This window comes from Providencia sp. PROV208, assembly GCF_028479465.1.
Classification (GTDB): Bacteria; Pseudomonadota; Gammaproteobacteria; order Enterobacterales; family Enterobacteriaceae; genus Providencia; species Providencia alcalifaciens.
Genome location: NZ_JAMPNS010000019.1, coordinates 1 through 26,238 on the forward strand (window position 1 = coordinate 1; position 26,238 = coordinate 26,238).

At 42.3% G+C, this 26,238-nt stretch carries 24 protein-coding genes; 3 read left to right on the forward strand and 21 right to left on the reverse strand.

What is annotated here, in order from left to right:
* Positions 1-124: 124 nt before the first annotated feature.
* The 4 genes from PR766_RS15045 to PR766_RS15060 form a co-directional block, all read right to left on the reverse strand.
* Entirely contained in the window at positions 125-469 is a 345-nt protein-coding gene (locus tag PR766_RS15045; protein WP_006660918.1) for a YfiM family lipoprotein, read from the reverse strand.
* 86 nt (positions 470-555) lie between these two features.
* On the reverse strand, positions 556-1,911 hold the full coding sequence (pssA, locus tag PR766_RS15050; protein ID WP_036960169.1) for a CDP-diacylglycerol--serine O-phosphatidyltransferase: 1,356 nt from the start codon (positions 1,909-1,911) through the stop codon (positions 556-558).
* Positions 1,912-2,070: 159 nt separating this feature from the next.
* Positions 2,071-4,716, reverse strand: a complete 2,646-nt coding sequence (locus tag PR766_RS15055) for a bifunctional acetate--CoA ligase family protein/GNAT family N-acetyltransferase (RefSeq protein WP_006660920.1) — start codon at positions 4,714-4,716, stop codon at positions 2,071-2,073.
* Between the two features lie 216 nt (positions 4,717-4,932).
* Entirely contained in the window at positions 4,933-5,634 is a 702-nt protein-coding gene (locus PR766_RS15060; protein WP_006662345.1) for a tRNA-uridine aminocarboxypropyltransferase, read from the reverse strand.
* A 172-nt stretch (positions 5,635-5,806) separates the two neighbouring features.
* On the opposite strand from PR766_RS15060, the gene PR766_RS15065 reads away from it, so the two are divergent.
* Positions 5,807-6,928, forward strand: a complete 1,122-nt coding sequence (locus PR766_RS15065; RefSeq protein WP_036960171.1) for a tRNA/rRNA methyltransferase — start codon at positions 5,807-5,809, stop codon at positions 6,926-6,928.
* A gap of 88 nt (positions 6,929-7,016) precedes the next feature.
* Here the strand turns inward: PR766_RS15065 and emrB are convergent, their stop codons facing one another.
* The 8 genes from emrB to nrdH form a co-directional block, all read right to left on the reverse strand.
* Positions 7,017-8,558: a multidrug efflux MFS transporter permease subunit EmrB gene (gene emrB, locus PR766_RS15070; protein ID WP_036967908.1), complete on the reverse strand. Its 1,542-nt coding sequence runs from the start codon at positions 8,556-8,558 to the stop codon at positions 7,017-7,019.
* Between the two features lie 14 nt (positions 8,559-8,572).
* Positions 8,573-9,754 carry a multidrug efflux MFS transporter periplasmic adaptor subunit EmrA gene (gene emrA / locus PR766_RS15075; protein WP_006662342.1) on the reverse strand — a complete coding sequence of 394 codons (1,182 nt, stop codon included), beginning with the start codon at positions 9,752-9,754 and terminating at the stop codon, positions 8,573-8,575.
* Between the two features lie 223 nt (positions 9,755-9,977).
* A complete protein-coding gene (gene mprA, locus PR766_RS15080; RefSeq protein ID WP_006660925.1) occupies positions 9,978-10,493 on the reverse strand; it encodes a transcriptional repressor MprA in 516 nt (171 codons plus the stop codon).
* A gap of 658 nt (positions 10,494-11,151) precedes the next feature.
* The gene (locus PR766_RS15085; RefSeq protein ID WP_036974530.1) at positions 11,152-12,351 is read right to left on the reverse strand and encodes an MFS transporter; all 1,200 of its coding nucleotides are present in this window, start codon (positions 12,349-12,351) and stop codon (positions 11,152-11,154) included.
* Between the two features lie 144 nt (positions 12,352-12,495).
* Positions 12,496-13,467 carry a class 1b ribonucleoside-diphosphate reductase subunit beta gene (gene nrdF, locus PR766_RS15090; RefSeq protein ID WP_006660929.1) on the reverse strand — a complete coding sequence of 324 codons (972 nt, stop codon included), beginning with the start codon at positions 13,465-13,467 and terminating at the stop codon, positions 12,496-12,498.
* Positions 13,468-13,480: 13 nt separating this feature from the next.
* Positions 13,481-15,613 carry a class 1b ribonucleoside-diphosphate reductase subunit alpha gene (gene nrdE / locus PR766_RS15095; protein ID WP_154635941.1) on the reverse strand — a complete coding sequence of 711 codons (2,133 nt, stop codon included), beginning with the start codon at positions 15,611-15,613 and terminating at the stop codon, positions 13,481-13,483.
* Positions 15,606-16,040: a class Ib ribonucleoside-diphosphate reductase assembly flavoprotein NrdI gene (gene nrdI, locus PR766_RS15100; RefSeq protein ID WP_036960176.1), complete on the reverse strand. Its 435-nt coding sequence runs from the start codon at positions 16,038-16,040 to the stop codon at positions 15,606-15,608. Before nrdI ends, nrdE begins: the two co-directional genes overlap by 8 nt.
* Positions 16,041-16,051: 11 nt before the next feature.
* The gene (nrdH, locus tag PR766_RS15105; protein WP_036978286.1) at positions 16,052-16,279 is read right to left on the reverse strand and encodes a glutaredoxin-like protein NrdH; all 228 of its coding nucleotides are present in this window, start codon (positions 16,277-16,279) and stop codon (positions 16,052-16,054) included.
* Positions 16,280-16,576: 297 nt separating this feature from the next.
* On the opposite strand from nrdH, the gene PR766_RS15110 reads away from it, so the two are divergent.
* Entirely contained in the window at positions 16,577-17,035 is a 459-nt protein-coding gene (locus tag PR766_RS15110) for a methylated-DNA--[protein]-cysteine S-methyltransferase (protein ID WP_006660933.1), read from the forward strand.
* A 217-nt stretch (positions 17,036-17,252) separates the two neighbouring features.
* The gene (cspE, locus tag PR766_RS15115) at positions 17,253-17,462 is read left to right on the forward strand and encodes a transcription antiterminator/RNA stability regulator CspE (RefSeq protein WP_006662336.1); all 210 of its coding nucleotides are present in this window, start codon (positions 17,253-17,255) and stop codon (positions 17,460-17,462) included.
* A 186-nt stretch (positions 17,463-17,648) separates the two neighbouring features.
* Here cspE and lipA read toward each other — a convergent pair whose 3' ends face one another.
* The 9 genes from lipA to rsfS all read right to left on the reverse strand — a co-directional run bounded on the left by lipA (position 17,649) and on the right by rsfS (position 26,137).
* Positions 17,649-18,614 (reverse strand): lipoyl synthase, encoded by a 966-nt coding sequence (gene lipA / locus PR766_RS15120; protein WP_036960179.1) that lies wholly within the window; start codon positions 18,612-18,614, stop codon positions 17,649-17,651.
* Between the two features lie 70 nt (positions 18,615-18,684).
* Positions 18,685-19,314 carry a lipoyl(octanoyl) transferase LipB gene (gene lipB / locus PR766_RS15125; protein ID WP_179897764.1) on the reverse strand — a complete coding sequence of 210 codons (630 nt, stop codon included), beginning with the start codon at positions 19,312-19,314 and terminating at the stop codon, positions 18,685-18,687.
* Between the two features lie 157 nt (positions 19,315-19,471).
* Entirely contained in the window at positions 19,472-19,735 is a 264-nt protein-coding gene (ybeD, locus tag PR766_RS15130; RefSeq protein ID WP_006662335.1) for a DUF493 family protein YbeD, read from the reverse strand.
* Positions 19,736-19,888: 153 nt separating this feature from the next.
* On the reverse strand, positions 19,889-21,118 hold the full coding sequence (dacA, locus tag PR766_RS15135; protein WP_006660938.1) for a D-alanyl-D-alanine carboxypeptidase DacA: 1,230 nt from the start codon (positions 21,116-21,118) through the stop codon (positions 19,889-19,891).
* Between the two features lie 191 nt (positions 21,119-21,309).
* Positions 21,310-22,287 (reverse strand): endolytic peptidoglycan transglycosylase RlpA, encoded by a 978-nt coding sequence (rlpA, locus tag PR766_RS15140; RefSeq protein ID WP_006662334.1) that lies wholly within the window; start codon positions 22,285-22,287, stop codon positions 21,310-21,312.
* 13 nt (positions 22,288-22,300) lie between these two features.
* On the reverse strand, positions 22,301-23,413 hold the full coding sequence (gene mrdB, locus PR766_RS15145; protein WP_006660940.1) for a peptidoglycan glycosyltransferase MrdB: 1,113 nt from the start codon (positions 23,411-23,413) through the stop codon (positions 22,301-22,303).
* Positions 23,414-23,415: 2 nt separating this feature from the next.
* Complete coding sequence (gene mrdA / locus PR766_RS15150; RefSeq protein ID WP_006660941.1) at positions 23,416-25,305, reverse strand: peptidoglycan DD-transpeptidase MrdA; 1,890 nt, start codon at positions 25,303-25,305, stop codon at positions 23,416-23,418.
* 32 nt (positions 25,306-25,337) lie between these two features.
* On the reverse strand, positions 25,338-25,808 hold the full coding sequence (gene rlmH, locus PR766_RS15155; RefSeq protein ID WP_006660942.1) for a 23S rRNA (pseudouridine(1915)-N(3))-methyltransferase RlmH: 471 nt from the start codon (positions 25,806-25,808) through the stop codon (positions 25,338-25,340).
* A gap of 2 nt (positions 25,809-25,810) precedes the next feature.
* Entirely contained in the window at positions 25,811-26,137 is a 327-nt protein-coding gene (gene rsfS / locus PR766_RS15160; RefSeq protein WP_006660943.1) for a ribosome silencing factor, read from the reverse strand.
* Between the last annotated feature and the right edge of the window lie 101 nt (positions 26,138-26,238).

Sequence of the window (26,238 nt, forward strand, 5' to 3'; positions counted from 1 at the left end):
ATAGCAAGCCCCGTGATGAAAATCACGGGGTTTTTGTTTTTCAGTAACATGCTATTTCAAAGATCACTTCCTGTACCTGTACCTATTTCTTACCTGCTGCGTCAGATTTTAAATCTTATGAATACTATTTAAAGTTTTGGTAGAGCGTATAACCTGCAACAGCCCCAGCGATATCATAAGCAAAATCATGCAAACTCCAGCCAGTACCCGATGGGCGGCTATCATAGAATTCTTTTGCTGCCCCTAGAGAAATAGAGAATACCATGCCGAATTGAGCTGCTTGTCTATGTTGCATGTTTTGTCTATCGGCATAAGCGTTTCCTGCAGCTGCCATCGCAGCTGAAAAGGCGAAATGTTGTGCTTTATCCTTACCTTTCCAGTTATCATTTGACCAATGAAACCCTGAGCAGCCAGTGATGATTATTAATGAAAAAATTAAAGCTAATGGTTTATATGTGATAGATGACATATCTTGAGCCTCTACAACAACTCGTGAGTTAGAGTTCAATAGATAATAAAAAGCGCCACATGAGTGGCGCTTTAAAGATATAATAATTAAAGTATTCGACTAATTAGGCGGTCGACGCGGATCCGTCGTAATCGGCGGATCAGCTTTTTCACTTTAACCGGGTAAGTTTGAATGCTGTCCAATTCACGGTAGTGATGAACAACTTTAGTATGAGTGCGAATACAATCTAACTCATGTTGGCGTTGTTCTTGGAGTTGCTGTTTCGGATCGTGGATCAAAACAGCATTTTCCAGATCTAATCCCCAAGCTCGTGGATTCAAGTTATTACCTGTAATCAATTGCCACTGATTATCAACCCACATTCCTTTGAGATGGTAGGTATTATCACCATCTTTCCATAAACGAACAGTCAGTTGCCCACTGTCAATGAAGCGTTGTAAGCGGCTGACAAAACGGCGCAAGTTTATTTCATAGAGATAAGGTAATGCACCAATAATCTTAAATGGTTCTTCTGGCGGGATATAAAAATCGTTAGCCGTTTTATCACCAATAATAATTTCAACTTTTTTTCCATCACGCAGTAATTTACTGATAATCCTGACCAAAACGGCAGGTAAATTAAAGTATGGTGTACAGATGGTCAGCTTTTCAGAGGTTGAGCTCATTAAATGTGTGATCGTACGGTTTAACTCATTCTTTTTACCTAGACCAACAAAGGGGATAACAGCGAGCTCATCATTACTAGCATTTCCTACGAATTGGTAGTTTATCCCACGTAATGATAAACGAAATTGTTTGATTAACCCTTTGAATTCCGCAGTTTTTGGTCGATTAGGAGTATTGAGTAGATGAATAGCATCTGATGATAGAAGAGAGTCATCAATGAATTTCTTCATCGTCGCGGTGAGATGGCTATTTTTGATCAGGTGATATCTATCATAGCGATATTTTTCATGACGATGTAAATACACATCGTTGATACTTGCACCGCTATATAGCAATGTATCATCAAATAAGAAGCCTTTTAAATGTAGTACGCCCAATGCCTCCCGTGTATTAACAGGAATCCCAAAAACAGGAATCTCAATATGAGGGTATTGTTGGGAGACTTCATAATACCAATCGGCATTAGTGAGATTAGCTGCTGCACCAATACGCCCTCGTTGAGCTCGGTGCCAATCAACTAAAATTTTAATATCTAGATTAGGATTTGCTTGCTTAGCAGCATATAAAGCATGAAGGATGTCTTTACCCGCATCATCTTTTTCTAAATACAGCGCCGTAATGTAGACTGTATTTTTAGCTTGCGAGATTTGTTCAAGCAGAGCACCACGAAAATCTTCCGTCTTATAGAGCGTTTTAACATCATCAACTGACTGAGACAATTTAGGCATATTTGCCAAGTGTTGTTGATGTTTTGCTTGTTTTAATTTTGACAACATCACAGTGTGAATTTTCTCTTGTTAGTCTAATAGCAAATCGCTTTATACAAATATTTAAGCGAATGATCTGTTGATGATATCATATTTACATCGTTCATTAGGAATAAATTGGTAATTGGTTTGCTTACCATGCAGATTACAGTGTATTCCTAAATTTTATTATAGATGCAGGGTCAGATTCACGACACCATCCTCAAATTGAACATCAATTTGAAACCCTAGTTTTTTTGCCAAGCTGATCATATTGCGATTTTCTGGCATGGTGATTGCGGTCAATTTTTTAATACCATGTGCGCGGGTGTAATTCAGAAGCTTTTGCATCAATTGATAGCCTAGAGTTTGCCCTTTCATATCTGAACGAACTAACACTGCAAATTCTGCTTCTTGATTGTCTGGATCCGCCATCGCACGGGTAACGCCAATAATTTCAGGTTGTGTCTTGCTATTTTTAACGGCGACAAATGCCATTTCTCGGTCATAGTCTATTTGAGTCATATTGGCGAGATCATCATGAGTAAACTCACTGATTTCACTAAAATAGCGGTAATACAGATCTTCTTTGGTGACTTGTTCAATAAAGGATTTCAGTAAAGGCTCATCTTCCGGAAGAATCGGTCTTAGCAAGCAAGTCAGATCATCTTTTAGGTGGATTGTCTCTTCTAATTCATTTGGATATGGGCGAATGGCAAGTCGAGTATTTGGGCTATCAGTTGTAGAGCTTAATGTCATTGAAACATCAAGCAATGTGAATTCATCGCCTGCGGCTAGCAGCGGGTGTATATCCAATCGGCTGATATTAGGGCAATCAATAATTAAATTAGAGACCCGAACCAGTAAGCTAGCTAGCCCTGGAATATCTAATGGTTCTAAAGCACTACGGGCTTTAATTTTATGTCCTTTAATGGCATTGATGACCAAATAACGCGCCAGAGCTAAATTCAGTGGAGGAAGTGCGACGGCAGCTTGGCTCTCTTGCTGCCATTCAATACCACCTTCACCAAGCATGATTAGTAGACCAAATACGGGATCCAATTCTACCGCAATACGGAGCTCTTGAGCACCGGCTCTATTCGCCATACTTTGTACTAATAAGCCTTCAATCCGTGCTTGAGGGAAGTTGGTAGAAACGCGTTCTATGATCGCATCAGCCGCCTCTGCAACTTCTTTGGCATTCCTTAAATAGAGCATAACCCCTTGAACTTCTGATTTGTGCACAATATCAGGGGACCGTAATTTCAATGCAACGGGATAACCAATCTTTTCAGCAATTTCAACAGCTTGTTCACTAGAATGCGCTATCCATGTTGGTAGGCTATTTAATCCATAAGCTTTTAAAATAGGCTGAACTTCATGGGTATCCAAATGTAATTTGTTATTTTCAATTGCCTGCATAATGCATGTATGGGCTTGCTGAGTATTCGCAGTAATCCCGATAGGAAGGGCAGGGGTTTCTTTTAATTGTTTTTGGTTACGACGATATTCCACCATATGCATATAGGCAGTAATAGCACCTTCAGGTGTTCGATAAGTTGGAATACCTGCTTCGCTAAAGAGCCTTCTTGCCTCTTGGGATGTATATTCCCCACACCAATTTGTTAATATCGTTAGCCATTTTCCTCGTGGATGCTGTTTAATTGCTTTAATCACTTTTTCTGCCATAGATTTGCTTTGGGTTATGGCACTGGGTGTGTGGATCAAAAGCAATGCATCATGATCGTGGCTATCGAGCATTTTGTTCAATACGTTAAGGTATCTATCTACCGTGGAATCATCGCCGAGATCAATTGGATTTTGCGTTGATAAATCGAGAGGGAGCAAGGAGCTTAATTCGTTTTCTGTTTCTACGCCAAGTTTCGCGAGTTTTCCATTTCTCAGTAGTAGCTCATCAAGTGCCATCGCAGCAGGTGCGGAGCCATTACTCATTATTGATAAACGTTCCCCTCGCAGTGGGGTCATATAGCTTAGAGTTTCGACTGCCGAAAACATTTCATGGGTATCTTGTACTCGCAGTAAACCCGCGCGTTGGATAGCCGCATCATAGGCGGCATCTAAACTTGGTTTTTCACCAAGTAATTCTTGTGCTTTTCGAGTGCGACCGCTTTTGATAACCAAAATTGGTTTATTACGTGATGCACTACGAGATGAAGATAAAAAGCGCCTTGCATCACTGATATTTTCTAAATACAGCAAAATTGCGCTGGTTTTGCTATCTCGGGCTAGGTAGTCCAGCAGATCATCGATATCAATATCGATGCTATCTCCTAGAGCAATAAAATACGAAAAACCGATATCTCGGTGACGCGCCCAATCCAATACGGTATTTGAAACTGCGGCAGATTGTGAAATAAACGCTAATTTGCCTTTTAAAATAGGAATAGGGGAAAAGCTGGCATTGAGTCCTTGCCATGGGGCAAAGAAGCCTAAACTATTGGGACCTAGCAAGCGAATTTGGTATTGCTGCGCCACTTTTTTCAGTTCGTTAAACTGAATAGAAGGGGATGACAGTATGATCACAACATTACAGCCAGCTTCTCCAAGTTGCCGTAAGCATTCGGTGTTACGAGAATAGTGGGTACAGATGACGGCAAGATCAGGTTTTAATGGCAGTTTATCAATTGACGGGTAAGCGAGGACGCCAAGAATAGAGTTTCTATTCGGATTAACGGGCAGAATAGGACCTTTAAAGCCACTGCTCAGTAAGTTCTTCATCATGACGGAACCTGCTCGGCTAGGATCTTCTGAAGCGCCTACGACAACGATGGATTTTGGCCTAAATAATGACTCTAGTTGACTCACTAACCCCATGCTGGCAAACCTTTTATGTGGTGAGCGTAAATACCGCCCAATTGATCTTGAGTTCGTAAGCAATACTATGCCGTATATTGGGAGAAGCGCCAGTTTATAGAGGGAATTTTATTGAATAATACAAGCACCCTCACGTTTTGTTGTGAAGGTGATTTTCAAAATATAAATTGCTGGAAAGCGCAATGTATAAATAACGTAAAGAATACCTAATAAGCGTTATTTTAAGGGCTGAGATAGGAGCATTTGAGCGGTCGGGTGGTGGGGTTTTCCTTCCAAGTATTTGTGGCGAAACAGATTAAAATGAGCAAATAACTTTTGAGATGCATCGATGTCCCCAGCTTGTTCCAATACAGTGGCGGCGACTTCAGCCGTACAGTGTTGCTCTTCCCTTGATGGGATACGTAGGAGGTAATCTGTTCTCGCTTTGGTGTTAATGGATAGCATGGGAATTTGGTCCAAGTAAGGACTTTTTCGAAACATTTTACGGGCTTCCGGCCAAGTTCCGTCTAATAAGATGAACAATGCAGGTTTGTGGGAAAGCGTCGGTTGGTTAACAACAATACGATCATTTTGTGCGTAGCTTTCTGGGAAAATCAGATAAGGTTGTCTAGTCTGATCTTGCAGTATCGCTAATAACTGGCTATCAGGATCTGTTCTGGACCATTGGTAAGCTTGCGTATCAGGAAGTACATCCGCAATCAGTTTTCCTGTATTGCTAGGTTTAAAAACCTCACCATCAAACATAATGAGACAAAATTGGCTTTTTGCTTGCGCAGAAACAGTCTCTTCACATAAACATTGTGGAACAGGTAGTAGGCAAAAATGGCAACGTTTTACTCGACAACCTCTTGCTTTAAAAGGTTTTGTTGAAAGAGCTAAGCGTTGTTGGCGCAGGAGATAGACAGCGTTCTGACTCATGGTTGATAGGGTACTTTTCATTGCAACAAAATAAGGGGCATATTGTACGCAAAACGATTTGCATACGATAGAAGTATATTCAACAACTTTTCGGTGAGATAATAGTGAGGATCGGTAGCGTAGCTTTGCAACTTCATGTAATCTTCGCGCCATAGCTTAGTAGGGGATAGCGATGAACGACACGAATGATTTTAGTGGTAAAAACGGCAAAGTAAAAGTGATGTATGTCCGTAGCGAAGAGCAGGACAATAATAAAGGTAATGATAAGCGCCGCGGCGGTCGTGATGATAAGCGCGATGATAGACGCGGTGACAAACGTTCTGGTGGGCGTAACGATCGTAATGATCGCAACGATCGTTCAGGTCGTTCAAACCGCCCAGAAGGTGGTCGTTCAGAAAGACGTTCCGACAGCGATAGACGTTCCAGCCCACGTGATAGCGCACCTCGCGAGCAGTCACCATGGCGTACTGTATCAAAACCAGGTAGTGATGAATTAGAAAATGACCATGGTGGTATTTCAGGGAAAAGCCAAATTGACCCTGAACAACTGCGTAAACAGCGTCAAGAAGAGACGCGCATTTATGGTGAAAATGCTTGCCAAGCGATGTTTAAAAACCGTCCAGACGGCATTGTTCGTGCGTGGTTCTTACAGTCAGTGACTCCCCGTTTTCGTGATGCATTAAAATGGATGGCGGCAAACCGTAAAGCATACCATGTTGTTGATGAAGAAGAGCTTGCGAAAGCATCTGGTACTGAACACCATGGTGGTGTGTGCTTCATCATTAAAAAACGTGGTGGTATGGCGGCTGAGGTTTACTTAGAAAATGCGGTAGATACCGATTGTGTTTTAGCATTGGAAGATGTGGGTAATCCACATAACCTTGGCGGGATCATGCGTAGTTGTGCTCACTTTGGCGTGAAAGGCGTAATTTTACAAGATGCCGGAATGTTAGAGTCTGGTGCGGCAATTCGTACTGCTGAAGGTGGTGCTGAGCATATTAAAGCGATTGACGCGGATGGCTTCACGACAACATTGGATAAGTTCCGTCAAGCGGGCTATACCATTGTCACCACATCAAGCCATAAAGGTAGTCAGGATATTGCTAAAGTTCAATTACCGAAGAAAATGGTGCTGGTGTTAGGTCAAGAGAGTGATGGATTAAGTGATAGCACTTGGGATCAGGGCGATATGAGTTTGTACATTGGCGGAACAGGTAAAGTTGAAAGCCTGAACGTTTCTGTGGCAACCGGTATTATGCTATCTCAGTGGTGGTCACAAAACAAAGTTAAGTAATCGTGCATTAGCATGAGCTTAAAGAAAAAACCATACACAAAATTGTGTATGGTTTTTTTTCGTTTCAACATGATAGCGAGAATAGGGGTTAGTGAGCGCCGCCTCCACCCTCTTTCGATCCTGCGCCGAATGGTGGTTTCGCAAACCAAACTATGATCATTAGTAGAATAAAGACCCCCGCGGACATCCAAAAAATCTCATTCGCCGAAATAATTAGCCCTTGCTCTGTGATTGAGCGTGCAATATAAGCGGCGCTTTGCTGCTCATTCATGCCTATTTGCGCGAGCTCACTGTACATATGTTGAGCATTAGGATTATATGGATTAACAAATTCCGTTAAGTTTTCATGGTGCATCGCTTCACGTTGTGTCCACAGAGTGGTTGTGATCGAGGTACCAATTGCCCCTGCTAATGTTCGCGTAAAGTTAGATAAGCTAGATGCTGACGCCATTCTTTCAGGTGGTAAGCCTGATAACGTAATGGTTGTTAGTGGCATAAAGAAGCAGGCAATCGCTAAGCCTTGAACAAACTGAGGCCATGCAGCCGCCGCGAATCCCATTCCTGGTTCGAAGGTATAAGCTCGCCAGTAATAACACACTGCATACATAATAAAGCTGAAGGTAACTAAGTAACGCATATCGATACGGTTACCGAAGCGACCAATAATAGGTGTGATTAAAAGAGGCAATAGACCGACCGGTGCCGATGCTAAGCCTGCCCAAGTTGCCGTATAGCCGTATACCTCTTGGAGTAATTGAGGCAATAGAACGATAGTGCCGAAATAGAGCATATATGCCAAACTGAGCGCTAAGCAGCCAATGGTAAAATTGCGTTCTTTGAAGAGTGAAAGGTCGATTACAGGATGTTCATCTGTTAACTCCCAAACAATCAAGAAGGCAATTGCGACAACTGCAATCACTGTCAGAACAATAATCTCTGTTGAATTAAACCAATCAAGCTCTTTCCCTTGGTCGAGCATAATTTGGAGTGCGCCAATACCGACGACCAGTAAGACAAGTCCAACAGTATCAATTGGTTTGATGGATATTTTTGTTTCACGTCCTTTTAAGGTTCGCATGATGGCAAAAATAATGGCGATACTAAATGGCACGTTAATAAAGAAAATCCATCCCCAGTGATAGTTATCACTGATATATCCGCCAAGAATAGGTCCACAGATAGGGGCGACAACAATGGTCATTGACCATAATGCAAGCGCCATACTGCGTTTGGCTGGAGGATAGTTGTTTAGCAATAAACTTTGGGAAAGCGGAATCAGAGGACCTGCAACTAAACCTTGTAATACGCGGAATAAGATGAGCATTTCTAAGCTGTTAGAGATTCCACATAACCATGAGGTGAGTGCGAAAAGCCCTGTAGACCATAAAAAGAGTCGAACTTCACCAATACGGCGAGCTAGCCAACCAGTGACAGGGATAGAGATAGCATTCGCTACGCCAAACGACGTAATCACCCATGTGCCTTGTGAGTTAGATGCACCCAGATTACCCGCAATAGTGGGGATAGCGACGTTAGCAATGGTCGAATCCAATACCTGCATGAAAGTTGCCAAAGATAAGGCAATCGTCATCCAAGCCAATTTTGAGCCAGTTAACGGTGCATTTGTCACGTCAGTGTCTCCGTTTACTTATTGCCGGCATTATTCTGAATAATCTCAGCAACAATCTTGTCAGCAGGAGACATATCTACAGCTAAAGCCGTCGTGTGGTAAGCCGGTGCATCACGTAGACCTTTTGATAACACTTTCCCGTCTTTGTTGGCGGTATCCACTTCAACTTCCGTAGAAAGCCCAATACGTAATGGGTATTCATCTAACTGAGCCTCGTCAAGAGCAATACGTACCGGGAGGCGTTGTACTACTTTAATCCAGTTACCGCTGGCATTTTGCGCAGGTAATAATGAAAATGCGCTACCTGTACCCATATCTAATCCAACGACCGTACCGTTGAATACCACATTTTTACCATAGAAATCGGTCGTGACTTTTGCGGGCTGACCAATCCGCATGCTGGAAAGTTGTGTTTCTTTAAAGTTGGCATCAATCCACATACCGCTAGATGGCACGATTGCCATTAATGGGGTATTTGGCGTGATTTGCGAGCCGACTTGTACGCTGCGGCGCGACACGTAACCATCCACAGGGCTGACAATTTTGGTTCGTTGTAGTGCAAGCCACGCATTTCTCACTTGTGTTGCCGCTTGTTCAACGAGAGGTTGTTTTTCTAGGGCAGTATTGAGCACGATGGCTTGGTTGGCATTATATTGCTCAATTGCCACATCCAAAGCACTTTTAGCGCTGACGACCGCTTCTCTCGCGTGTTGTAGTTCTTCTTTTCCAATCAGATTACTATTTCCTAGAACTTCACGACGTTTTAAATCATTTTGCAAACGGGATAGTTCAGAGCGTTTAACATCAATATTAGCTTGAAATTGTCGACTATTGATTATGTGCTGCTGGGATTGTCTAACACTGTTAGCAAGTTCAGTTTTTGCTTTTTCGAGAGCTAATTCAGCATCTCGAGGGTCGAGTTCCACCAATACCGTTCCGCTTTTAACAAAATCGGTATTGTCGACATTGACCGTCATGACGCTGCCTGATATTTGAGCTTGGATTTGAACCTGATTTCCGGCTACATAAGCATTATCTGTGGACTCGTAATGGCGTAGGACAATATACCAGTATGCCGTCCACCCGATGCCAATAGCGACAAAAATAAAGGTTAAGAACATGAGAGCATTTCTGCGCTGTCTTTTTTTGTTTAATGGCGGTGTTTGCGTTTCCGGTAGATCCTCGCGGGCGCTCATACTGATGGTTCCCCATATTCAATGGATAAAAATAACGGCTGTTTCCAGCAGTTAGTATTAACTACTGGAAACTAAGACGACAAATGATTTCGTTGCTCGATGGGATGTAGCAATATATCACTGAAAGGATAATGAAATATAAGTGAGTGAAAAGGTTTTTTTTCAGTTTAAACCACAGAATGCCTCAAAAACATTAACCATTAATTTATTGTGGTTAATATAATCACTCTTTGATACTATCAAGCTTGATGAGTAACTTACGCATTAATTTATCAAGCTGCTGCTTTTCATCAGTGTCTAATGCCGACCAAATATCGATTAAGGCTTTATGTTGTGGTGGCAATAATCCGCTTAAAAACTCAGAGCCTTTTTCAGTTAAATGCAGGTGTAAGCAACGACGGTCATTATGACTTTCTTTACGTTCAATCCAGCCATTCTTTTCTAATTCATCTGCGATACGCGTAGCGTTAGTGCGTGAAGATCCCAATGCTGCACTAAGTTCAGATGGCTGAATGCTATGAGAATCTTTGGTATCAAGGATCATTAACGCCATGAACAGCGTTTCGTTGACTCCTTGAGCTCTTAGCATATTGTTACGTGATTCCAACAGTTTTCCATGCACGTGCATGCACAGGCGCGTTAATAAAATTTCTTGGTAAGGAATGGTATTTTCCAGTGAAACTTGTTGCGCGACACGGGCGTTAAGTAATTCTTCTGTCGGTGTAAATGAACTTTCCATTATTTGGATACCTTATTAGTTTCAGTTGGTAATGTTTCAACTGCAATCAACCATGTGAATGGTATATTAAAAGATAGAATTAGCAATTATACTTAATTAATTTCATCCATTTTATTTTGACAATGATACATCATTCATAAATTTTATGAATGTGTTTTAACGCATTTAGTATAGTTCAATTAACAATCACTGCTTTCTTACTATCGTGCAGATAAATAGATCAAAGTATAATTGCGTTTTATACGACAAATAAAATCATATAAAACAATATATAATCACATCGCATTAACTCAATACCATTTTTTTTATTACTCAATAATTACAAGATAGAAGGATCTCTCTTTTTGGGGGTAAATACCAAGAGAAGGAGCCTAGGGTACTGAGTGATACTGGGTTAATATTTTATGGGCAAGAAGTATACCATTTGATGAAGGTATACTTTTTGCTTAACTGTGTCACTAATTAACTTTTTCTAAGTAAATTATACCTTGCACTAATTATTTATCATTGTTAGCTATTTGATAAGATGATTATTATCATAGCCACATAATAATAGGTTAAATAATGGACCAGGAAAGAATGTGATTGATATTAAGTGAGCTGGATATGCATAACCGCAATCTATTTAGCGGCTATGCATTGAGAGAATTAAATGTATTTATTGCTCTGAAGTAATTTTTGGATCAAATCGAGCACCAATAGCCCAAATGATTAAGCTTATTCCGGTCAAGACCGCCCCTGAAATTGCAACGCCTAGCCAGCCCGCATGTTCATATGCATATCCTGAAAGTAATGAACCTAATGCACCACCAATAAAATAACTGGTCATATAACCTGCGGTTAAGCGGTTACGTGCTTCAGGCATAATACGATAAAGGGTACTTTGGTTTGTGACATGCACGGCTTGAACCGCCAAATCAAGGACTAATACGCCGATAATAAAGGCAATTAACGAATACTTCGCCATGCCAATGGGGATCCAAGATAACAGTAGTAACACTAAGCCAAGGGTCGTGATTAATTTACCTTTGCCTTTATCAACTAAGCGACCCGCTTGAGTTGCCATTAATGCTCCTGCCGCACCAACAAGACCAAATAGTCCGATAGTCCCTTCCGAATAATTGAATGGGGGGCTAGCAAGCAAGAATGCCATGGCAGTCCATAACAGTGCAAAATTTGCAAAAGTTAAGGCTCCAAGTAAAGCTCGAGTTCCTAACACGGGGGTTGTAAAAAACAGGCGTCCAATGGAGCAGATGAGCTGAAAATAGTTAAGATCAGTTTTTTGGTGATAGCGGGGTAGTTTGAGCGCTAAAACAAGGACGAGGATCATCATCAATCCAAAGGCGACCCAGTAAATGGCTCTCCATCCCCCGATCATGGCAACCCCGCCAGAGATAGTTCTGGCAAGTAAAATACCTAAAAGTAGCCCACTCATAATCGTTCCGACGGCTTTCCCTCTTTGATGCGGTTTCGCAATAGAGGCAGCCATAGGAACAAGGACTTGCGCGACAACGGAGAATAATCCGGTTAACGCCGTACCGAGCAAAATTTGCCAAATATTGTCAGAAAGCGCCGTGATTAATAAACCACTCGCTGACAATGTCGTCATGACGATGATCAACTTTTTTCGTTCGAAAAGATCACCGAGAGGAACTAAAAATAGTAACCCAACGGCATAACCTAATTGAGCTGCCGTCACAATAAACCCAGCCATGTTAGTGGTGAGGTTAAATTGGAGTGCGATGGTATCGAGTAGAGGTTGCGCGTAATAGTTACTGGCAACGACGAGTCCGGTGGCAATTGCCATTAAGAGCGTTAAGCCCGTAGTCAGTTCCGCTTGTGGTGTTTTTATGCTCATTATGCTTCGAATATAAGTGTTAATTTATTATTCAGTGGGCAGGCTTTAAGCCTAACCCACCATTATTGTTCAATGAGTTAATGCATGAGGTTATTTTATTATTTTTTTCAGAATATTGATGCGTGATATTTTTGTTGATGTTATTCAAAAAAGCCAATCATCATCTTCAGTACTCACCGCTTTGCCAATGACATAGGATGAGCCAGAGCCAGAGAAAAAGTCATGGTTTTCATTGGCGTCAGGTGAAAGTGCGGACAAAATTTCAGGGCTCACTTGTGTAATTGAGTCTGGGAATAGTGCTTCATAGCCCAAGTTCATCAACGCTTTATTGGCGTTATAGTGTAGGAAACTTTTGACGTCTTCGCTCCAGCCAACACCATCATACAACTCTTGTGTATATTTGATTTCATTTTCATATAAATCAAGTAGCAATGAGAAAGTGAAATCTTTAATTTCATTACGTTCTTGTTCTGAGTAATGAGCTAGCGCTTTTTGGAATTTATAACCGATGTAGTAGCCATGAATGGCTTCATCGCGAATGATCAGCCGAATTAAATCTGCGGTATTGGTCAGTTTCCCACGGCTTGACCAGTACATTGGCAAATAAAAGCCAGAGTAAAATAGAAAGGACTCCAAAAAAACGCTGGCGACTTTCTTCTTGAGTGGATGGGAATCGCAATAGTAAGAAAGAATAATTTTAGCTTTATTTTGTAATGCAGTGTTTTCTTCACTCCAGCGATAGGCTTCATCAACATCTACGGTGGAGCATAATGTAGAAAAAATCGAGCTATAGGAACGTGCATGTACCGCTTCCATAAAGCTGATATTGGAGAGAACGGCTTCTTCATGGGGCGTTTGTGCATCTTCCATTAAGCAAGGCGCTCCAACAGTATTTTGGATGGTGTCCAGAAGTGTTAATCCCGTAAATACACGAATGGTGAGCTGTTGCTCGTCTGTTTTTAGTGTATTCCATGAAACAGTATCGTTTGATAGTGGAATTTTTTCTGGCAACCAAAAGTTACTGGTTAGCCGATTCCATACTTCGAGGTCTTTATCATCCTGAATACGGTTCCAGTTTATTGCTTGAATTGGGCGATTAGGCGTGCTGGTGGTCATATTATTTATCCTTTTACAGTGAGCAGGAAACACAGCCTTCTACTTCGGTACCTTCGAGAGCAGTTTGGCGTAATCGAATGTAATACAAGGTTTTTATTCCTTTTCGCCAGGCATAGATTTGCGCTTTATTGATATCGCGGGTGGTTGCATTACCATCAAAAAACAGTGTTAGCGACAAACCTTGGTCAACGTGCTGGGTCGCTTCTGCATAGGTATCGATGATTTTTTCTGGACCAATTTGATAGGCATCTTGGTAGAACTGAAGATTTTCATTGGTCATAAATGGTGCGGGATAGTAAACACGCCCAATTTTGCCTTCTTTACGAATTTCGATAGGAGCAACTACAGGGTGAATGCTGGAAGTCGAATTGTTGATATAGGAAATAGATCCTGTTGGTGGGATCGCTTGCAAGTTTTGGTTATATATTCCATTGGTCATCACTGACTGCTTTAAGGCTGGCCAGTTTGCTTGTGTGGGTATTTCGATGCCCGAGCGTCGGAATAATTCCTGAACGGTTTGAGTCTTTGGTAACCATGTGTTGTTGATATATTTATCAAAATACTCGCCGCTAGCGTAGGAGGATGATTCAAAGCCATCAAAGGTTTGTTGGCGTTCAATGGCTAATTGGTTTGATGTTTTTAAGGCATGGTAAGCCACGGTATAGAAATAAATATTAGTAAAATCTAATCCTTCTTCAGATCCATAGTGGATATGTTCTCGGGCTAAAAAACCATGCAAGTTCATTTGACCAAGACCAATAGCATGGGATTGTCGGTTACCTTTAGCAATAGAAGGAACTGAGCCAATATTGCTCATATCTGAAACCGCAGTTAGAGCGCGAATAGCGGTTTCTATCGACAATGCAAAGTCTGGTGAATCCATGGTATTTGCGATATTCATAGAGCCTAAGTTGCAACTAATATCTTTACCAATTTCTTGGTAACTTAAATCATCTTCATATTGGCTGGCTTGGTTTACTTGTAGAATTTCAGAGCATAAATTACTCATGTTGATACGCCCAGCAATGGGGTTGGCACGATTCGCGGTATCTTCAAATAAAATATACGGATAGCCTGATTCAAATTGGATTTCAGCGATAGTTTGGAAAAATTCCCGCGCATTAATTTTGAATTTTTTGATGGCTTTGTTGTTCACCATTTCGTGGTATTTTTCTGTAACACTGATTTCTGACATGGGTACCCCGTAGATTTTTTGAATGTCATAAGGGGAAAATAGGTACATGTCTTCATTATTTTTCGCGAGCTGGAATGTAATGTCAGGGATCACGACTCCAAGAGAGAGTGTTTTAATGCGAATTTTTTCATCCGCATTTTCTCGTTTAGTATCTAAAAAGCGCAGAATATCAGGATGGTGAGCATGAAGATAAACGGCACCTGCACCTTGTCTCGCCCCTAATTGATTTGCATAGGAAAATGCATCTTCCAGCATTTTCATGACAGGTACGACGCCAGAGGATTGGTTCTTGATCTGTTTTATCGGGGCGCCTTGTTCGCGTAAATTACTCATCAAGAAAGCAACACCACCCCCGCGCTTAGACAGTTGTAGTGCTGAATTCACTGAGCGCCCGATAGACTCCATGTTGTCTTCAATTCGCAGTAAAAAGCAGGATATTAGCTCCCCGCGCTGTTTCTTCCCACAATTGAGAAACGTTGGCGTTGCAGGTTGGAAGCGCCCAGTGATGATTTCATCTACGAAGAGGGAGGCGAGAGATTTAGAACCCTGTGCAAGGGTGAGTGCCACCATGCAAACGCGGTCTTCGTAACGTTCAAGATAGCGTTTTCCATCGAAGGTTTTAAGTGTGTAGCTGGTGTAATACTTAAAAGCGCCTAAGAACGTTTGAAAACGAAACTTATGAGCATAGGCTTGCTTGAAAAGTTGTTTAATGAACGGAAAATCGTACTGTGCGAGGACCTCTTCTTCGTAGTATTTTTCATTCACTAAAAAATCAAGTTTCTCTTTTAAATCATGAAAAAAGACGGTGTTTTGATTCACATGCTGGCGAAAGTAGAGATATGCTGCTTGCTTGTCTTTATCTAACTGTAAACGACCTTCACTATCATAGAGGTTCAACATCGCATTTAGCGCATGATAATCCGCATTGCGGCTGTTTTGTGGGTTATCCATTGATTGGTTCCTTTGTATGAGCGCTTTCCCAGAATGTTTTCAATCCTTGTTTTACGGACTGTACATCTCGCTCAGTACCTAATAATTCGAAGCGATAGAGGAAGGGAATGGCACATTTTTGAGCAATAATGCTACCGGCGAGCGCGTAAGCTTCCCCAAAATTAGTATTACCTGCCGCAATAACACCGCGAATCAACGCACGATTAGTTGGGATATTGAGAAAATGCACAACTTCTTTAGGTACTGCACCGTGGGAAGAGCCTCCACCATAGGTCGGTAGCAGCAGTACATAAGGCTGAGTTGCTAAAATGGCATTCTCAGGTAAATGACCGATGGGGATGCGGGTTGCTGGCAATTGTAATTTTTCGACAAACCGGTGGCAGCTGCCCGAATGGCTTGAAAAATAAATCAGTGGCTGTGTGGTCATATCAGCCTCACTTACTCAATCAAAGCATTGATTTTGTCAGGGCGAAATCCTGACCAATGTTGCTCTCCCACGATAACAACGGGAAGTTGTTGGTAACCTAGTTCTTTTATAAATTCAATGGCTTGATTATCTTCAGATAGGTCGATGACTTTATATTGAAGTTGCTTGCGTTCAAAAGCTTGGTAGGTGGCATTACACTGGACGCAGTTAGGCTTACTATAAATGGTAATCTCAGTCATTTTTTTCACCTTAATATTTTCAGAACGTGGTAGTTACGTGATAGTGGTGTATCTAAGATGGCTTGATCCTATATATTGATAAAAAATATTTCAACCACACAATATATAGTGATTTCTTATTTTGAATGATAATCATTCAAATTATTGGCTATGCTGTTATTAACATTGGAAATAAAAAAATTCAGGGGGAGATGATTCAGTTAGCTACACTGAGAAAAAATATCATTGCAAAGTAGAAATAATTTACCTTATAACTGTATATACAATCAGGTAAGTGAATCCTTTTGAGGAGATGTTATGTACCATCAATATTTAGTAGCCCCAGAAAACTTTCCGAAACCGTGGATCCATATTACGGCTGATGATGAAGGTGTGACGAGTATCTATTTTGTTGATGAAAAAACGGAGAAAGAGTCGAAGAACGAATTCTCAAAGCAGTGTGCTAAAGAGTTAAAAGAATATTTCAATCATAAGCGGAAAGTGTTTTCTGTCGCACTGAATCCGCAAGGTACTGAGTTTCAGAAAAAAGTCTGGAAGCATTTGTGCGAAATTCCTTATGGTGAGCGCTGGAGTTATAAAGATCTCGCCTTAAAATTAGGTTCTGTTAACTACTGCCGAGCTGTAGGAATGGCAAATTCCCGTAATCCTATTTCATTGATTGTACCTTGTCATCGTGTGTTGGGGCATGATGGAAAATTGGTGGGTTACACAGGGGGCTTGGATATTAAAGATTGGCTACTTATTCACGAGAAGTAAACGCTGAAAAATTAACTATTAGTAATACTTATCTTTGCGTTAATTACTATTGATAAGAATTATTCCCGTTTTTTTGGGGAAAAGTGTGGATAAATAATATTTTTTTATCATTTAAATCAATTTTCGTGATCTAGGTTGTAGACAAGTAAGTTACATATCTGATGTACTGAGCTTGATACAGATGGTGTGTCTATTTTATTTTAAAGGTAATAATTTGATGTCTAAAGTTAAAGGTAACGTTAAGTGGTTCAATGAATCTAAAGGTTTTGGTTTCATCACTCCAGAAGATGGTAGCAAAGATGTTTTTGTTCACTTCTCTGCGATTTCTGGCGACGGTTTCAAAACCTTAGCAGAAGGCCAAAAAGTCGAATTCGAAATCACTGAAGGCGCGAAAGGTCCATCAGCTGCTAACGTTGTCTCTTTGTAATTAAATACTTAGAAACGAACAGCACTAAACTCGCACTAGCATTGCTAGCGCGAGTTTTTTTATGGGTCAAACTCATCGAATAATAATTTGTATTGGTGATAAATTAGATAATTAATAAAAAACCCCAATGTGCAATATGCATCATCAGGGTTTCTCTGCAAGCATCGTTGGGTGAAATGGTAAATATTATTTAACTTCTTCGCCTTTTGCTTGTAGGTCAGCATGGTAAGAAGAGCGCACAAATGGACCACATGCTGCATGTGTGAAGCCCATATCCATAGCCGCTTCTTTCATTTCATCGAACTCAGCAGGGCTGACGTAACGCTTAACGGGTAAATGGTGGCGGCTTGGCTGCAAGTATTGTCCCAATGTTAACATCGTCACGCCATGACGACGTAAGTCACGCATAACTTCGATAATTTCTTCATTGGTTTCGCCTAAGCCAACCATTAAACCTGATTTTGTTGGGATTTCTGGATGTGCTTCTTTGAATTTTTCCAGCAATTTCAAGGACCATTCATAGTTAGCGCCAGGGCGAACTTGGCGGTAAATGCGTGGAACGTTTTCAAGGTTATGGTTAAACACATCCGGTGGCGTAGCGGTAAGGATTTCTAATGCGCGATCCATACGGCCGCGGAAATCAGGTACAAGCGTTTCAATTTTAATCGATGGGTTTTTTTCTCTGATTGCACTGATGCAGTCAGCGAAATGCTGTGCGCCGCCATCACGTAAATCATCACGGTCTACGGAAGTAATAACCACATAGCGTAGAGCCATATCTTTGATAGTTTGGGCTAATTTTTCAGGCTCATTGGCATCAGGGGCATTTGGGCGGCCGTGGGCAACATCACAGAATGGGCAACGGCGAGTACAGATTGCACCTAAAATCATAAAGGTGGCAGTTCCGTGGTTAAAACATTCAGAGAGGTTAGGGCATGACGCTTCTTCGCAGACGGAGTGCAGGCCATTTTTACGCATTGCGGCTTTGATGCCTTGAATTCGCGTAGAGTCAGCTGGCAATCTGATTTTCATCCAGTCAGGTTTACGTAGAATTTCTTCACGTTCCGTCACCACGTTTTTAACAGGGATCAGTGCCATTTTATCGGCGTCACGATATTTAATTCCACGCTCGATCTGAATTGGTTTACTCATAATGTGCCGGTTCCAGTTATCTGTTTGCCATTAAAATTTTTTTGAATAATGTTAAAAAATTATAGCATTATTATTGAACAATATGAAATCCAAGTGTGTCACAGAACTGACTAATAAGCACTGGTTGAACATCGCTTAATGTAATATTTGGCGACAGTGCTCGCACTTGTGTCATTTTCAACTCACTATAACCACAGGGGTTAATGCGATTAAAAGGCTCTAAATCCATATCAACATTCAGTGCCAATCCATGGAACGAACAGCCTTTGCGGATGCGTAAACCAAGGGAGCAGATTTTGTCTCCATTGACATACACTCCGGGGGCATCAGGGCGTGGGTACGCACTGATATTAAAATGAGCGAGGGTATTCACCACGCAGGTTTCTAGAGCACTAACCAGTTCACGGACACCAATATGGCTACGCTTTAAATCCACCATAACATACATCACTTGCTGACCGGGACCATGATACGTCACTTGTCCACCTCGATCGCTTTGGATGACAGGAATGTTTCCTGGCGCGAGAACATGCTCAGCTTTACCTGCTTGCCCTTGAGTAAATACAGAAGGGTGCTGTACCAGCCAAATTTCGTCGCAGGTATCAGAAGTACGGGATTCAGTAAATTGATGCATTGCCTCAGATGTGCTCTCGTAGGGAGCCAGACCTAAGTCGCGGATGATGATGCTATTCTTCGACAAAATTCGGTGTCCACAGGCTGTAAAGATGAATGGCAGTATAACGCTGTGAAAGCTTTACCACCAGTTTAGCTTGTTATAAACGTGTTATTTTGCAGTATATTTCAACATTACGAGCAATAAAAAACCGAGCACATGGCTCGGCTTTTTGCGTTGTTCATTACAGGACAACTTTGACTAATTCTAATGCGCCTAACTCAGTGTAGAGCGTTTCAACTTGCTCAATGTGAGTCGCGTTAATCGTAATAGAAACTGAGTGGTAGTTACCTTTGCTGCTCGGTTTCACATCCGGTGCATAGTCACCCGGAGCATGGCGTTGAACAACTTCAATGACTTGGTCAACTAATTCTGGCTGCGCTAGGCCCATCACTTTGTAGGTCAATGGACATGGGAACTCAAGCAGTTCACCTAATTTCGTTTTCATGGGCACTCCTAAAAGATTAATTAGCGCCTGTATAAAAATTGGCTGGAAGAAAATAGATTTCGCCAGCCAATTCATGACCCCACTAGGGTTTGTATTTCACTACAGGCTTTCAGATACAAACTATATGGGGTTAACTTATTTCGATTTCAAGTATTAACTAAACCAACGATGGAATAATAGTTTGATGTAGTCGATCAAGCGGCTGAAGAAGCCACCTTCTTCAACATCTTTTAATACCGTTAAAGGACGTTGTTCAATTGTTTTGCCGTCTAATTGGAAGCTAATCGTTCCGACTTGCTGACCTTTTTTCAGCGGTGCTTCAATTTCAGTTGTGGTTAATTCGTAGCTTGCTTTCAAGTCTTTTAAACGACCACGAGGAATGGTGAGGTAAAGGTCTTCAACGACGCCTAATTTAACTTCGCTGTCATCACCAAACCAAACGGGAGCAGTTGCGAACTCAACATCGGCTTGCAGTGGCTTAACTGTTTCATAGAAGCGGAAGCCATAAGTGAGCAGTTTTTTGCTTTCTGCATCACGACCTTTACTGCTTTTTCCACCCATAACAACAGAGATCAGGCGCATATCGCCATCTTTCGCTGATGCCACTAAGTTATAACCCGCTGCATCAGTATGACCGGTTTTAATCCCATCAACGGCGAGGCTTTTATCCCATAGTAGACCATTACGGTTAGTTTGGCGGATATTATTAAACGTAAACTCTTTTTCTTTGTAAATTTCGTACTCTTCCGGTACATCACGGATCAGTGCTTGACCAATCAACGCCATATCGCGAGCAGAACTGTATTGACCCGCGGCATCCAAACCATGAACCGTTTGGAAGTGGGTATTTTGCAGACCCAGTTTAGTTACGTAGGTGTTCATCAAGTTAACGAAGTTAGCTTGATCACCAGCAACATAATCCGCCATTGCTACACAAGCATCGTTACCTGACTGTAAGTTAATACCACGGGTCAGCTGAGAAACACTCACGCGATCCCCTGGTTTTAAGAACATTAATGATGAGCCTTTGAAGATTGGATTACCTGTCGCCCATGCATCATCGCCAACCGTAACCATATCATTCGCACCGATTTTGCCTGATTTAATGGCTTGACCGATAACGTAGCTGGTCATCATTTTGGTCAAACTGGCAGGATCGCGGCGTTGGTCTGCATTGCTTTCGGCAAGGACTTTACCTGAATTGTAATCAATTAAGATATAGGCAGCCGCATCAATGTCTGGCACTGCGGGAATTGATGTATTTGGAAATGCTTCATCTGCATTTGCAAAATTAGCAGTAGAAACGATCAGTGCAGAAGCCAAGGCAGTCTGGCGCGCAATGCGTGACAGAAAGACATAGCGTGATGGGAAGACATTTTTCATGGTTGTATCATTATATCCGGCATTCGGTTAACACAAGAAAGCGCAGTTTAGCAAAAGTTCAAAGGCAGATAAAAGAAGCTCTTGCGCTGTGCAGGTAAATTTACGCTAGTTTATACCCGTTCTACTTCAAGTTGCAGGGGAAATAAGGATTTATTTCCCCTTACAACGTAAATTATTCGGCTATTGGGAGACTAAGGCGCGACAACCATAGATTGTTGATTACGCTCGGACTGTAAGCGAGATTGAATCTCTACGGCTTGTTGTCTGGTTGCAAAAGGTCCTAATTGAACACGGTAGATGCCATTGTAGGGTTGCAGGCGTCCTGGAACCTTAAACTGGTTTTTTAAATTGTCTAACATGCTTTGTGCATTCGCTTTACTACTGATAGCACCAGCTTGGACTAAAAATCCACGCTCAGGGACCGATTCTGTTGCGGTTGCTTGTGGCGCAGCTTGCGGTTCCTGCGGCTTGATGTTCATATCAGGCATTGTCGGTTGCATAGGTTCAACAGGTTGTTGGACGGGCAGTGAATTTGTTGGTGCTGGGGATTCTTGCATCACTGGCGTGCCTAATGGACCAGACCCTAACTGTGGGCGGTCGGGGAGCGCATAACTTTGCTTAACAAAGTTTGAACCTACTGTACCGGGACCCGATAAGCTGCCATCGGGTGCAACTTGAATAGCATCAATTTTAATCTTTGTCGTTGTCATCAGATTTAAGCGATCTGCAACCGCACGAGATACGGCAATGCTTTTACCCGGTGTATATGGACCCCGGTCATTAATACGCACCACCATCATGCGACCATTCATCATATTGGTAATACGTGCATAACTTGGAATTGGCAGGGTTGGGTGAGCAGCTGTTAACTCTACTGGGTTCGCTCGTTCACCAATGGCTGTCAGTTGACCAGAGGCTTCTTGTCCATAAATTGATGCGTAACCAACTTGAGAGTACTGCGCCGGATCACGCACGATTTGATACTGTTTACCATTACGTTGGTAATCATTATTCGCCGTTGGGTGATAAGGTTCATAATGTGGCTCAGCACCCAAGACATCTTGTGTTGGGATATTGGTTGGTACTGTTGGCTGCTGCTTAACGTCTTCGTTAATACAACCACTGAGCAATGTGGTTGCCATGGCGAGCATAATCCATTGTAAACGCATACTAAGCCTCATGTTATAAACTCTTAGATAGAAATTTTCTGTGGGTATGGATAGACATGATAATACCGAATCCAGCCATTAAAACAATTAAGGCGGAGCCACCATAACTGACTAAGGGAAGGGGAACACCAACGACAGGCAAGATGCCGCTGACCATGCCAATATTAACAAACACATACACAAATAGGATTAGGATTAATCCACCGACCATGACTCGCCCGAAGGTGTTTTGCGCACTCGCGGCGATATAGAGCCCACGAATGATGAGCAAAATGTAGAGCGCCAGTAAGACTAATACACCAATGAGTCCGAGTTCTTCGGCTAATACAGCGAAGATAAAATCAGTGTGTCGTTCAGGTAAGAATTCTAGCTGGGATTGAGTGCCTTCCAGCCAGCCTTTTCCCATTAACCCACCGGAGCCAATGGCAATTTTGGACTGGATAATATGGTATCCCTTACCGAGTGGGTCGCTTTCTGGGTCAAGTAACATCATGACTCGTGCACGTTGGTAATCATGCATTAAGAAGAACCAAAGCATTGGGATAAAGGCGGCGAGCGCAACGGCAGCAACGGCAATCAATCGCCAGCTCATTCCTGCTAGGAATAGAACAAATAGACCTGATGCGGCAACGAGAATTGAAGTACCGAGATCCGGTTGTGCTGCGACGAGCAACGTTGGAACGAAGATAAAGACAAGTGCAATACAGGTGTTTTTAAATGAAGGCGGGCATGTATCTCGGTTCATAAAGCGAGCCACCATTAAGGGGACGGCAATTTTAGCAATTTCCGATGGTTGGAAACGCACAAAACCTAGGTCGAGCCAACGTTGAGCCCCTTTACTGATTTGCCCAAATACATCGACAAAAACCAATAATATGACACAGAAAATAAACAGATGTGGCGCAAGGCTTTCATACATTCGTGGGGGGATTTGCGCCATCACGATCATGACTACGAAGCCAGAAAAAATTTGCCCTAATTTTCTTTCCATCATATCTGGGTCTAGCCCGCTAGCACTCCACATAATAAATGCGCTATACGCGAGCAATGCTATGATAATCAATAACATTGGCACATCAATGTGCAGACGTGTTGATAGTGATAGTTTTCGTTTATCGTCTGTCATGATTAACGATCTTCCTCTGCGCTGGCACCCGAGGTTTCAACTTGGGTCTTGTTATCACCTAACAGGACATGGTCAAAGATTTGGCGAACAATATCACCGACCGCAGGACCTGCACCACCGTTCTCTAAAATAATCGCAACGGCAATTGTGGGGTTATCGTAAGGGGCATACGCAATCATGAGTTTATGGTCGCGCAGGTGTTCCGCTAATTTGCTTGCGTTATAGGTTTCGTAGCTAAATACTTGGGCTGTTCCTGATTTCGCTGCCACTTTATATGGTGTGCCAACAAAGCTGCGTTTACCCGTACCATTCGGCGCATTGGCGACACCATACATACCCGTCTTAGCTAGCTCCCAATAACCTGAGTGGATATCACCAATCTGGCGGGTTTCTTTATCTTCATAAGGTACCATGGCATTGCCGAGTTTAGTTCCATACAGCAAATGTGGCGTTTTCACTTTACCATCATTGATTAATGTCATCAGCGCCTTAGACATTTGAATTGGCGTTGATGTCCAATAGCCTTGACCGATCCCAACAGGGATAGTATCCCCTTGATACCAAGGTTTTTTATAGCGTTTTTGCTTCCACTCACGAGTTGGCATAATACCTTGACGCTCTTCGGAAAGGTCGATACCAGTGTATTCGCCATAACCAAAACGAGTCATCCAATCAGACAGGCGATCAATCCCCATGTCATAAGCCACTTGATAGAAGAAGGTATCGGCAGATTCAATGATGGATTTGACCACATTCAGTTTGCCGTGTCCCCAACGCTTCCAGTCACGATAACGTTTTTCAGAGCCGGGGAGCTGCCACCAACCTGGATCATAGATAGTGGTATTCGGTGTAATCACTTTTTCACTCAAGGCTGCCACTGAAATGAATGGTTTCACCGTGGATGCGGGTGGATATAAGCCCTGAGTTGCTCGGTTGATCAGCGGTCTATTAGGGTTATTTAGTAGCTCTTGATAATCTTTGCTGGAAATTCCGTTCACAAACAAGTTTGAATCGTAACTAGGTGTTGATACCAAAGCGAGGATTTCGCCATTACGAGGGTCGGTAACCACGACCGCAGCACGGCTGGTGGTCAGAATTTTTTCGATGTAGGTCTGTAATTCAAGGTCGATAGTTAAATAGACATCGCGACCTGCTTGAGGTGGTTGTTCGTGAAGTTGACGAATAACTCTACCTCGGCTATTCACCTCAACTTCTTCGTAGCCTGTTTTGCCGTGCAACACGTCTTCGTAATAACGCTCAATACCTAATTTTCCGATATCATGACTGGCGGCATAGTTTGGTAGCAAGCCATCTTTATCGAGGCGCTCAACGTCTTTATCGTTAATTTTTGCAACATAGCCAATGACATGGGTTAATGCTGAACCGTATGGATATGAACGGCGTTGATAGCTTTTGACTTCTAATCCCGGAAAGCGGTACTGATTGACCGCAAAACGCGCTACCTGAACTTCGTTCAGCTGAGTTTTCAGTGCAATTGAGGTAAAGCGGCGGGAGCGTTTACGCTCTTTTTCGAAGTTTGTGATGTCTTCGTCTGTGAGGTCGACCACATCGCGTAATTTGTCGAGGGTTTCCTGCAAGTTTTCCACTTTCTCAGGCACGATTTCTAACTGATAAAAAGTGCTGTTAAGGGCTAACTGAGTACCTTTACGATCATAAATAATGCCGCGGCTAGGGGCAATTGGCACCAATTTAATGCGGTTATCATTGGAGCGAGTTTGGTAATCTTCATGACGGACAATTTGTAAATGATACAAATTGGTCACGAGGATTGAGGTAAGTATGACAATGACGCCGAAAGCAATTAATGCTCGGCGAATAAACAAAACTGATTCTGCGGTATGGTCGCGAAAAGGGGTGCGTTGTTGTTTCATCCCATTGCCATTGTGTACAAATTAATTCCTAACTATTCCCGATGATACGGATGATTAGTCGTAATACTCCATGCCCGATAAAGACTTTCGGCAACAAGGACGCGAACGAGCGGATGGGGTAGTGTTAACGGTGATAGCGACCAGCTTTGCTCTGCAGCATCTTTACACGCAGGTGCAAGTCCTTCCGGTCCACCGATTAATAAACTGACATTACGACCATCTTGTTTCCATTTATCCAGCTGAACGGCAAGTTTAGGTGTGTCCCAACGATCCCCTGGAATATCCAATGTCACGATGCGATTGCCTTTACCAACAGCAGCAAGCATCAATTCGCCTTCTTTTTCGAGAATACGCTTGATGTCTGCATTTTTTCCTCGTTTTCCTGCGGGAATTTCGGTTAACTCGAAAGGCATATCTTTAGGAAAACGGTGAAGATAATCCATAAAGCCGGTCTGTACCCAGTCCGGCATTTTTGTACCGACGGCGATGAGCTGTAATTTCAAACTCAGCTCCAGAGTTTTTCTAGTTCGTACATGCGGCGACTTTCATCTTGCATGATATGCACAATGGCATCACCAAGGTCGACAACAATCCAGTCTGAAATACCTTGGCCTTCTACACCTAAAGGCATCAAACCCTGTTTACGGCATGCATCGATTAAACGATCAGCAACGGACATGAGATGACGGCTTGAAGTCCCTGTGCAGATAATCATTTGGTCGGTAACACTTGATTTCCCATGGACATCGATCGATGTAATATCTTCTGCTTTCGCATCTTCAAGTTGATCGATAATAAATTTTTGGAGTTCAGTTCCTTGCAAAAGGTTCACCTTTATTCAAATTGAGAGAATCTCTTGTTAAACACGATTTATCGCTGTACTTTCAGGGGAGATATCCCCCAATAAAGCGCCGCTATTTTACCCCAGATTTT

What these genes read in the sequence shown, in the direction of transcription:
- PR766_RS15045 (WP_006660918.1), bottom strand. Translation starts at nt 469, where the DNA reads ATGTCATCTATCACATATAAACCATTAGCTTTAATTTTTTCATTAATA.
- pssA (WP_036960169.1), bottom strand. Translation starts at nt 1,911, where the DNA reads ATGTTGTCAAAATTAAAACAAGCAAAACATCAACAACACTTGGCAAAT.
- PR766_RS15055 (WP_006660920.1), bottom strand. Translation starts at nt 4,716, where the DNA reads ATGGGGTTAGTGAGTCAACTAGAGTCATTATTTAGGCCAAAATCCATC.
- PR766_RS15060 (WP_006662345.1), bottom strand. Translation starts at nt 5,634, where the DNA reads ATGAGTCAGAACGCTGTCTATCTCCTGCGCCAACAACGCTTAGCTCTT.
- PR766_RS15065 (WP_036960171.1), top strand. Translation starts at nt 5,807, where the DNA reads ATGAACGACACGAATGATTTTAGTGGTAAAAACGGCAAAGTAAAAGTG.
- emrA (WP_006662342.1), bottom strand. Translation starts at nt 9,754, where the DNA reads ATGAGCGCCCGCGAGGATCTACCGGAAACGCAAACACCGCCATTAAAC.
- mprA (WP_006660925.1), bottom strand. Translation starts at nt 10,493, where the DNA reads ATGGAAAGTTCATTTACACCGACAGAAGAATTACTTAACGCCCGTGTC.
- PR766_RS15085 (WP_036974530.1), bottom strand. Translation starts at nt 12,351, where the DNA reads ATGAGCATAAAAACACCACAAGCGGAACTGACTACGGGCTTAACGCTC.
- nrdF (WP_006660929.1), bottom strand. Translation starts at nt 13,467, where the DNA reads ATGACCACCAGCACGCCTAATCGCCCAATTCAAGCAATAAACTGGAAC.
- nrdE (WP_154635941.1), bottom strand. Translation starts at nt 15,613, where the DNA reads ATGGATAACCCACAAAACAGCCGCAATGCGGATTATCATGCGCTAAAT.
- nrdI (WP_036960176.1), bottom strand. Translation starts at nt 16,040, where the DNA reads ATGACCACACAGCCACTGATTTATTTTTCAAGCCATTCGGGCAGCTGC.
- nrdH (WP_036978286.1), bottom strand. Translation starts at nt 16,279, where the DNA reads ATGACTGAGATTACCATTTATAGTAAGCCTAACTGCGTCCAGTGTAAT.
- PR766_RS15110 (WP_006660933.1), top strand. Translation starts at nt 16,577, where the DNA reads ATGTACCATCAATATTTAGTAGCCCCAGAAAACTTTCCGAAACCGTGG.
- cspE (WP_006662336.1), top strand. Translation starts at nt 17,253, where the DNA reads ATGTCTAAAGTTAAAGGTAACGTTAAGTGGTTCAATGAATCTAAAGGT.
- lipA (WP_036960179.1), bottom strand. Translation starts at nt 18,614, where the DNA reads ATGAGTAAACCAATTCAGATCGAGCGTGGAATTAAATATCGTGACGCC.
- ybeD (WP_006662335.1), bottom strand. Translation starts at nt 19,735, where the DNA reads ATGAAAACGAAATTAGGTGAACTGCTTGAGTTCCCATGTCCATTGACC.
- dacA (WP_006660938.1), bottom strand. Translation starts at nt 21,118, where the DNA reads ATGAAAAATGTCTTCCCATCACGCTATGTCTTTCTGTCACGCATTGCG.
- rlpA (WP_006662334.1), bottom strand. Translation starts at nt 22,287, where the DNA reads ATGCGTTTACAATGGATTATGCTCGCCATGGCAACCACATTGCTCAGT.
- mrdB (WP_006660940.1), bottom strand. Translation starts at nt 23,413, where the DNA reads ATGACAGACGATAAACGAAAACTATCACTATCAACACGTCTGCACATT.
- mrdA (WP_006660941.1), bottom strand. Translation starts at nt 25,305, where the DNA reads ATGAAACAACAACGCACCCCTTTTCGCGACCATACCGCAGAATCAGTT.